The organism is Streptomyces sp. NPDC055966, assembly GCF_042269865.1.
Classification (GTDB): domain Bacteria; phylum Actinomycetota; class Actinomycetes; order Streptomycetales; family Streptomycetaceae; genus Streptomyces.
Genome location: NZ_JBHJYK010000062.1, coordinates 1 through 9,383, shown reverse-complemented (window position 1 = coordinate 9,383; position 9,383 = coordinate 1). Strand labels below are relative to the sequence as shown.

Genomic DNA, 9,383 nt, shown 5'->3' with positions numbered 1-9,383 from the left:
GAGGAGGCTTCGGAGTTGGCGGGCCGTTGGGCGGGTCGGGTGTCGGTGGCGGCGTTGAACGGGCCGACGTCGACGGTGGTGTCCGGTGACGCGGATGCGCTGGACGAACTCGTCGCCCATGCCGAGGAGTCGGGTGTTCGGGTGCGGCGGATCGAGGTGGATTATGCGTCGCATTCGGCTCATGTGGAGGCGGTTGAGGGGGAGTTGGCGGAGGTGTTGGCGCCGGTGGTGGCGTCGGTGCCGGGGGTGCCGTTCTTCTCGTCGTTGGTGGGGGCGCGGGTTGAGGGTGCGGTGTTGGATGGTGGGTATTGGTATCGGAATTTGCGGCATGCGGTGGATTTCGAGGCGGCTACGCGGGCGTTGGTGGGGGCGGGGTTCCGGGCGTTCGTGGAGGTGAGTCCGCATCCGGTGTTGGTGGTGCCGTTGCAGGAGACGGTGCAGCGGGCTGACCCGGAGGGTGTGTTCGCGGTGGTGGGGACGTTGCGTCGGGATCATGGTGGTCTCGGTGATGTGGTGAGGGCGGTGGGGCAGGCGTTCGTCGAGGGTGTGGTCGTGCATGGCGATCGTGTGGTGCCGCATCCGGACCTGCCGACGTATCCCTTCCAGGGCGACCACCACTGGCTGACCGCTTCCCCCGGAGCTTCCCGCGGTGTGACCGGCATCGGAGCCGTGAGCACGGAGCATCCCCTGCTCGGTGCGGCCGTCGAACTGCCCGACTCCACCGGCGTGTTGTTCACCGGACGCCTTTCGGCGGGAGCGTACGAGTGGCTGGCCGGGCACCGTGTCGGTGGTTCCCAGGTCGTCCCGGACCCGGTACTGGTCGAGTTGGCCGCCATGGCCGGCGACCAGGTGGGCTGCGGGCGGCTGGAAACGCTGTCGGTGCGGGAGCCTCTGGTGCTGCCGACGTCCGAGGCCGTCCAGCTTCGCGTCACCGTCGGCGAACCCGGGCAGACCGGCGCTCGTTCGGTGGCCGTGCACTCCCGGCGGGGCGACGGCGGAGTAGGACGGCCATGGACGTGCCACGCCGAGGGATCGCTCACCGAGGAAGGACCGGCGCCGGACTGGGACCTGGAGGCCTGGCCGCCGGTCGGCGCCGAGAGCGTGCCCCAGGAGCGGCAGGCGACGGGCGACGGTTCCGGGGAGCAGCGCTCCGAGGAGCAGCGCACCACGCGATCCGTGTGGCGGCGGGGCGACGACCTCTTCGCCGAGGTCGCCCTGACCGAGCGGCTGCGCGCGGAGGCCGCCGGGTTCGGGCTCCATCCGGTGCTGGCGGCGGCCGTGCTGGACCTGCTGCCGACCGGGGAGCGACCGGCGGACTCCGGACGGCTGCGGCGGGTGGCCCAGTGGAGCGGTGTCTCGCTGCACGCCTCCGGAGCCTCGATACTGCGCGTGGCCATCAGCCCGCTGGCCGACGGCGCGTTCTCGGTGCGGGCCGCCGATGCGACCGGAGCCCCGGCGCTGACCGTGGCGTCCGTGACACCGCGACCCGTCTCACGTGGCGAAGTGAGCGCGGCGGGCGCCGCACAGCAGGACGGTCTGTTCGGCGTGGAGTGGAGCGACACGGACCTCGCGTCGAGCGCCGGCCCGGTCCCCGCCACGTGGGCGATCATCGGTGAGGACACGCTGCGGGCCCGGTCCGCGCTGATGTCCGTGGGCCAGTACACCGAGGCGTACCCGGATCTGGAGAGCCTGGCCGCCGCGGTCGCCGACGCCTCCGGTGCGCCCGACGTGGTCGTGGTGACCTGCGCCGCCGCCGGCGGGGAGCGGACGGGCGAGGAACTCGCCGGCGGCGTCCACGACACCGCGCGCCAGGCGCTGGACTGGGCGCGAGCCTGGGTGACGACGCCCGCGTTCGAGCGGTCCCGGCTGGTGTTCCTCACCCGGGGCGCGGTACCGGCCTGGGACGGCACGGGGGCGGAGGGACGGCTCGACCTGACGGCGGCCGCGGTATGGGGGCTGGTGCGCTCGGCGCAGACCGAGTTCCCGGACCGCTTCCTGCTGGTGGACACCGACGCGAGCAAACCGGCCTGGCGTGCGCTGCTGCGGGCCGCGGGCTCCGACGAGCCGCAGTGGGCGCTGCGCAAGCGGGCCGCCCGGGTGCCGCGGCTGACGCGCCTGGCCGTCGACCGCGGCGGTGACACGACGCTGCTGGACGGCGTCGACGGCACGGTCCTGGTCACCGGCGGCACGGGCATGCTGGGATCGGCGCTCGCCCGCCACCTCGTGACCGAACACGGTGTCCGGGAACTGTTGTTGACGAGTCGTCAGGGCATCGGGGCGCCGGGAGCCGTCGACCTTGAGGCCGAACTCTCCGCGCTCGGTGCCCGGGTCACCATCGCCGCCTGCGACGTCACGGACCGCAAGGCGCTCGCCGGACTGCTGGCGGCGATCCCCGCCGACCGGCCGCTGCGGGCGGTGGTGCACACCGCGGGCGCTCTTGACAACGGGGTCGTGTCCTCGCTGACGCCCGAACGGCTGAGCGCGGTGCTGCGGCCGAAGACGGACGCGGTGCTCGCACTGCGCGACGCGACCAGGGACGCACAGCTCTCCGCGTTCGTGCTGTTCTCCTCCTTCGCCGGCGTGCTCGGCGGGGCCGGGCAGGCCAACTACGCCGCGGCGAACACCTTCCTGGACGCCTTCGCGTACGACATGCGTGCCCGCGGGGTCCCGGTGACCTCGATCGCCTGGGGCCTGTGGGAGGGACACAGCGGTCTCGCCGAGGGCAAGGCCGAGGCACTGCCGGGATCCGTGGCACTTCCCCTGGCCCAGGGGATGCAGCTCTTCGATGCGGTGCAGGGGGCCGGACTCGGTCTCGCCGTCGCCGCCCGGCTGGACTTCCCGGCGCTCTACGAGGGAGCGAGGGCGGGCCGGGCGCCGGCGCTGCTGGGGTCCCTGCTGCCCGCCCGCGCCCGCCGGACGGCGCAGGACACCGAGGTGGAGAAGACGGAACTGCGCCACGTCCTGGCCGCGATGGCGACCGACGAGGAGCGCGACGCGGCCCTGACCGGGCTCGTACGCGAGCGGATCGCCACTGTTCTCGGACACTCCTCCGCGCAGTCCGTCGCGGCCACCGCGGTGCTGAAGGACCTCGGCTTCGACTCACTGACCTCGATCAACCTCCGCAACGCCCTGAACACGGACACCAACCTGAGCCTCGCGCCCAGCGTGGCGTTCGACTTCGCGTCACCGGCCGAGCTGGCCCAGCACATCAAGCAGCAGTTGCTCACCTGAGACCGGCCCCGGCGCCGGACGGACAAGGAGAGATCCCGCATGAGGATTGAGAACGTCCACATCGACTCCCTGGGGGTCGTTCTGCACGAGTGGGCGAGCGCGGAACAGGCCGTGGCCGACGGCCGTGTGGACGCCGAGGTCGTCGCGTCGAACGGACTCACCGGAACGCACGTGTCCGGTGACGTGCCGGCCGTGGACCTGGCCGTCTCGGCCGCCCGCACCGCCCTGGACCGCTCCAAGATCGAGCCCGACGAAATCGCCTCGCACCTGCACAGCGCGGTGTACTACCAGGGGCCCGTCGGCTCCTACCCGCCGGGCTACATCCTGCGCGAGCTGGGCCTGGACGACATCTCCGCGTTCTACCTCCAGCAGGGCTGCAACGGCATGCTGGGCGCCCTGGAGGTGGCGGTCGGCCAGATGACCGGCGCCGCCGAGGCCGAGACCGTGCTGCTCACCTCCGGCGAGAACTTCTCCTCCCCGGAGATCGACCGGTGGACCGGCTACGGCCAGTCCTACTTCCTCGGCGACGGCGCCGCCTCCGTCCTGCTCAGCGCGGACGAGGGGTTCGCCACGGTGCGGTCGTTGCACGCCGGGGTGCTCCCGGCCCTGGAGAAGTGGCACCGGGGTGACGGCCCGCAGCTCCTGCGCGGGCAGTCGGACTCGATGGCCGACATGGCGCAGCGGGCCGAGCAGTTCACCGAGACGGAACTGTCCCTGTCGGAGACGCTGGAGAAGCTGACCGTCTTCGACCTGGGCGTCATCCACCGCGCCCTGGTCGACGCCGACCTGAACGCGGCGGACATCGCCAAGGTCGTGCCGATCAACATGGACGGCCGGATGATCGAGTACTCCCTGATGATGCCGCTGGGGCTGCCCATGTCCCGGTCCAGCTGGGACTTCGGCAAGAGCGTCGGACACGTGGGCGGCGCGGACGTCTTCATCACGCTGGAGCACCTGGTCCGTACCCGGGAGGTCGGCCCGGGCGACCACGTCCTGCTGGTCTCCCAGGGGCCCGGCTGGATCTGCACCGCCAGCGTGGTCACGATCAACGAGCTGCCCGCCTGGGCGGTCTGAACCCCGGCGCCGTGCGCAGGCGGCCCCGACCGGTTTCCCCCAACCGGTCGGGGCCGCCTGCGTGTTGGCCGGTGCCGTGGGCCCGCGTTCCTGTGCGCACACATGCGACCGCCCACCGCTCGTACTGCTCAGCGGTGGGCGGTCGTCTCTCGATCTCGGCGCGCTTCCTCGGACAGCGGGTCCTACGGCGTCGCGGAAGCCGTCTGGAGCACGGCGGGGAACAGCGCGCCGAAGCGCACCGAGTCCACCGTCAGCACCGGAGCGCCGGCGGCGTCCACAGCCGTCACGCCGAGGGTGCCGTCCGCCGCGGCCGTGAGCCGGGCGCGCAGCACGGAGGCCCGGGCGGCGTGCAGGGTCACCCCGCGCCAGAGGTCCGGGGCCCCGAGGCGGTCCGCGGCCGATCCGGCGGGATCCCACGCCCCGCCCAGGCCCGCCCACAGCTCGGCACGTGCCACAGCCTCCAGCAGCGCCGGGTGCACCCCGAACCGACTGCCCTGCTCCGGTGTCCCCTCGGGCACCCGGACCTCGACGAACAGCTCGTCGTCGCGCCGCCAGACGCCGTGCAACGCGGCCGGCGCGCCGCCGGGGCCGGTGGCACCGAAGGCCCCGTGGCCGCCGAAGACCTCGTCGACGGGTACCCACCAGGCGCCGGCCGGCGGCCACACCTCCGGCTGCCACCGCGGCGGCGCACCGGCGGCGGCCGCCGTGCCGTACGCCTGCCGGACCCACGGCCGGCCGCTCGCACCGGAGTCCCGGCGCGTGTACACCGTCACCGCCCGCACGCCCAGGGTGTCGGACCCGCCGACGGTGACCTGTACCTGCACACCGCCGGCCGCGGGCAGCACCAGCGGTCGTACCGCGTCGAACTCCCGCAGCCGGCCGCAGCCCAGATGCCCGGCGGCGTGCAGTGCCAGGTCCAGCAGTACGACACCCGGCACCACCGTCCGTCCGTCGGCCGAACGGGAGAGCACCAGTCCGTCCGCACCGCTCACGAGCCGCCCGGTGAACGTCACCTCGTCGGTGTCCGGACGCTCGATCACCGCGGCCAGCAGCGGATGTTCCGCGTCCGCCAGCCCCAGGTCGGCCGCACTCCCGTAGCGGGCGCGCCCCGACGGCCCCGGGGAGCGCCGCCACAGGAGCCGCCCCGTCAGCCCGGACAGCCGCTGCCGGGCGATCTTCCCCGCCGGGTCGCGCGGCACCTCGTCGATCGCGTGGACCTCCTCCGGGCGTTTCGGGGGCGGCAGTTCGTCCCGGCAGGTGGCCAGCACCGCCTCGACGTCGAGCCCGTCCGGCCCGGGCACCAGATACGCCACGGGCACCTCGCCGAGCGTCGGATGCGGTTTCGCGCCCACCGCCGCGTCGCCGACGCCGGGCACCTGGAGGAGCACACTTTCCACCTCGGCCGGATGGACGTTCTCGCCGCCCCGGACGATGACTTCCTTCAACCGGCCGGTGACGGTGAGGTATCCGTTCGCGTCCTGCCGGGCCAGGTCGCCGGTGCGGTACCAGCCGTCGCAGAGCACGGCCTCGGTGGCCTCGGGCCGGCCGTGGTAGCTGAGCATGAGGGCGGGGCTGGACACCCAGACCTCGCCCTCCTCGCCCGCACCGGCCTCGGCGCCGCTGCGCGGGTCCGTCAGCCGCAGGGTCACGCCGGGCAGCGCGCGCCCGCAGGAACCCGGCACGTACGGACCGTGCGGAAGGTTGGTGGTGATCGCGCCGCACGTCTCGGAGCTGCCGTAGCTGTCCAGCAGGGCGACCCCGAACCGGGACCGGAACGCCTCGTGCAGGGAGGGCGGGCAGGGAGATCCGGCCACCATGCACACGCGCAGACCGGGCGGGGCGGAACCGCCGGTGCGGGTCCGCTCCACCATGTGCTGGTACAGGGCCGGCGAACCGACCAGGAAGGTGGAGTTCTCCTCCCGGGCCGTGCGCAGCACCTCGTCCGCGGCCGGCTCGTCGGTGATGTACGCGCCGGCCCCCACGGCCAGGACGCCCAGGACGCAGATGTTGTGGGCGAGGGTGTGGAACAGCGGCATCGGCACCAGCACCCGGTCCCGGCCCGACAGCCCGAGCAGGGGAGCGTTGCAGGACGCCGTCGCCCACAGTGCGGCCCGCTGGGTGGAGACCACGCCCTTCGGCTTCCCGGTCGTGCCCGTCGTGTAGAGCAGCCACGCCGGTTCGTCGAGCCCCAGGTCGTCGCGTGGCGGATCGCGCAGCGACCAGGTGGCCGCCAGCGTCTCGTAACGGGGCAGTGACTCGTCCGCCGCGTCCCGGCCGACGAGTACGGCATCGAGCTCGGTGGTGTCGCCCACCAGGACCACGACGGTGCCGGGGCGCTGCGCCAACACGCGCCGCACCTGGGGCAGTTGTGCGGCTCCCGTGATCACCAGCCGGGCGGCGCAGTCGTCCAGGAGGTGGCCGAGCTCGGCGTCGGTGCGGTGCGGGTCGAGCGGGACGCCGACGGCGCTCGCGCGGGCGACGGCGAGACGGCTCTCCACCGCCTCCACCCGGTTCGGCAGATAGATGGCGGCCGACGCGCCCCGCGTGAGCCCCAGCCCCACCAGGTGACCGGCGACCCGCGCGGTACGCCGGTCCAGCTCGGCCCAGGTCAGCGCGCGGCGGGCATCCTTGAAGGCGATCCGGTCGGGCTGCCGGGCGGCGTGCCCGGCGAGCAGTTCGTGCACCGGGCGGATCAGCTCCGCCCGGAACATGGCGTCCGCGCTCACGCGTTCCCCCTCATGCGCCGGCCGAACGGTAGCGGCGCACCGCCAGCGTCCGGAACAGCACCGCGATCAGTATCGACCAGCCCGCCGACACCAGCACGGGATGCTGGGCGGGCCAGGCACCCGTGGCCGCGAGCCCCGGGTTGCCGAACAGCTGCCGCGCGGCCTGCACCGTCGCGCTCAGCGGGTTCCACTCCGCGGCCCAGCGCAGCACCGTCGGAAGAGTGGAGGGCGCCACGAACGCGTTCGACAGGAACGTCAGCGGGAACAGCCACAGGAAGTTGCTGCTGGCCGCGGCCTCCGGAGCGCGCACCGTCAGACCGATGACGACGCCCACCCACGACAGCGCGTATCCCATGAGCAGCAGCAGCCCGAACCCGGCGGCGGCCTGCAGCACCCCGTGATGGGCGCGCCAGCCGACCAGCAGCGCGCACAGGATCATCACGGTCACGACGATCGCGTTCTGCACCAGATCGGCGACCGTGCGGCCGGTGAGCAGCGCGCCTCGCGCCATCGGCAGCGACCGGAACCGGTCGACCATGCCGCTCTGCAGGTCGTTGGCCATGCTGACGCTGCTGTTGCTGGCCGTGCCGAAGGCGATGGTCTGGGCGAAGAACCCCGGCATCATGAACTCGCGGTAGGCCGCGGCGCCGTGCGCACCGGGCAGGGCGAAGGATCCGGCGAAGATGTACGCGAACAGCAGCACGAAGACCAGGGGCTGCACCAGGCTGAGGACGAGCACCTCGGGGATGCGGATCGTCCGGATCACATTGCGCCGCGTGACGACCAGTGTGTCACGCACGGACTTGGTGACCGTGCCGGGTTTCAGTTCGGGTACGGGCGGTGCCGTTGCCGACACGTTCATCACTTCCTCTCGCCCGCCGCGCCGGTGGCGGCCGCCGCGCGCACCGGGTTCCGCGGGACGTCCTCGGTCAGGGCCAGGAAGACCTCGTCCAGCGTCGGGCGGCGCAGTCCGATGTCGGTGATCTCGATCCCCTCGGCGTCCAGCGCGGTGATGACCTCCGTCAGCAGCCGCACTCCTCCGTCGACGGGAACCGAGACGATGCCGCGCGGCCGGTCCACGTCCGGACCGCGGGCGCCGAACCGGGCCAACAGCCCGGCGGCAGCGTCGAGTTGCTCGGGCCAGGCGACCACCACCTCGACCCGCTGGCCGCCCGCCTGCGACTTCAGTTCGCGCGGTGTGCCGCGCGCGATGATCCGCCCGTGGTCGACGACCGCGATGTCCCGGGCCAGACGGTCGGCCTCCTCCAGGTACTGGGTGGTCAGCAGCAGCGTGGTGCCCTGCGCCACGAGGTCCTCGATGGCCTCCCACAGCATCAGGCGGCTGGTCGGGTCCAGGCCGACCGACGGCTCGTCGAGGAACATCACCGAGGGCCGGACGACGAGGGCGCCGGCCAGGTCCAGCCGCCGCAGCATGCCGCCCGAGTACGTTCTCGACACCCGGTCGCCGGCCGCGCTCAGGTCGAACCGGTCCAGCAGTTCGTCGGCCCGCTGCCGGGCGGCCCGCGCCCGAAGGCCGTACAGTTCACCGATCATGCGGAGGTTCTCCCGGCCCGTCAGCCGGTCGTCGACCGCCGCGAACTGGCCCGAGAGGCCGATGGACAGCCGAACCTGGTCCGGCTCCCGGACCACGTCGTGGCCGGCCACGACGGCGGTGCCCGCGTCCGGGCGCAACAGGGTCGTGAGCAGCCGCACCGTCGTGGTCTTGCCGGCTCCGTTGGGGCCGAGCAGCCCCAGCACGCCGCCTTCCGGCACGTCCAGGTCTACTCCGTCCACGGCCCGGACCTCACCGAAGGTCTTGACCAGACCCGTGGCGTGAATGGCACCCGCCATGGGGTTCTCCGTCCTCGTGTGCAGGGGTGGGGGCGTTGCGTGGGGTGTGCGGGAAGCACAGGTGTCCGGGACCCGGGTGTCCCCGGTCCCGGACACATGGCCGCCGGCTCAGCGGGCGGCGATCAGCTTCAGCTCGGGGTGGGCCGTGCCGCCCTCGATGGCCGTGGACGAGATGTGCGAGACCACGCGGTCGTCGGCGGGGTCGTTCGCCGGGTCGTCGTGCACCTGCAGCAGCTCGTAGGTCGTGTTGCGCTGCGCCGGGACGCGTCCCGCGCCGCGGATCAGGCCGATCAGTTCGAGCAGGTTGGAGCGGTGCTTGGCGCCCGCGGAGGAAACGACGTTCTCCTCCAGCATCACCGAGCCGAGGTCGTCGGCGCCGTAGTGGAGCGACAGCTGGCCGACTTCTTTGCCGGTGGTGAGCCAGGAGCCCTGGATGTGCTGGACGTTGTCGAGGAAGAGGCGGGCGATGGCGATCATCCGCAGGTACTCGAAGAGGGTGGC

General features: G+C 73.0%; 5 protein-coding genes and 2 pseudogenes. 3 read left to right on the top strand and 4 right to left on the bottom strand.

The window, feature by feature from the left end; genetic code table 11:
* Positions 1-15: 15 nt before the first annotated feature.
* From ACFC8N_RS48420 to ACFC8N_RS48410, 3 genes and pseudogenes are all read left to right on the top strand, one after another.
* Positions 16-537 (top strand): annotated as a pseudogene (locus ACFC8N_RS48420) (acyltransferase domain-containing protein); the annotation flags it as partial.
* A gap of 15 nt (positions 538-552) precedes the next feature.
* Positions 553-3,231 (top strand): type I polyketide synthase, encoded by a 2,679-nt coding sequence (locus ACFC8N_RS48415; protein ID WP_376296048.1) that lies wholly within the window; start codon positions 553-555, stop codon positions 3,229-3,231.
* 39 nt (positions 3,232-3,270) lie between these two features.
* Positions 3,271-4,305 carry a ketoacyl-ACP synthase III family protein gene (locus ACFC8N_RS48410; protein ID WP_356040170.1) on the top strand — a complete coding sequence of 345 codons (1,035 nt, stop codon included), beginning with the start codon at positions 3,271-3,273 and terminating at the stop codon, positions 4,303-4,305.
* A gap of 182 nt (positions 4,306-4,487) precedes the next feature.
* Here the strand turns inward: ACFC8N_RS48410 and ACFC8N_RS48405 are convergent, their stop codons facing one another.
* The 4 genes and pseudogenes from ACFC8N_RS48405 to ACFC8N_RS48390 all read right to left on the bottom strand — a co-directional run.
* Positions 4,488-7,031 (bottom strand): AMP-binding protein, encoded by a 2,544-nt coding sequence (locus ACFC8N_RS48405; RefSeq protein ID WP_376296047.1) that lies wholly within the window; start codon positions 7,029-7,031, stop codon positions 4,488-4,490.
* Positions 7,032-7,041: 10 nt separating this feature from the next.
* Positions 7,042-7,893 (bottom strand): ABC transporter permease, encoded by an 852-nt coding sequence (locus ACFC8N_RS48400; RefSeq protein WP_356040165.1) that lies wholly within the window; start codon positions 7,891-7,893, stop codon positions 7,042-7,044.
* The gene (locus tag ACFC8N_RS48395; RefSeq protein WP_376296046.1) at positions 7,893-8,882 is read right to left on the bottom strand and encodes an ATP-binding cassette domain-containing protein; all 990 of its coding nucleotides are present in this window, start codon (positions 8,880-8,882) and stop codon (positions 7,893-7,895) included. The genes ACFC8N_RS48400 and ACFC8N_RS48395 overlap by 1 nt, the downstream gene beginning before the upstream one ends.
* A gap of 108 nt (positions 8,883-8,990) precedes the next feature.
* Positions 8,991-9,383: pseudogene (locus tag ACFC8N_RS48390) on the bottom strand (dehypoxanthine futalosine cyclase); the annotation flags it as partial.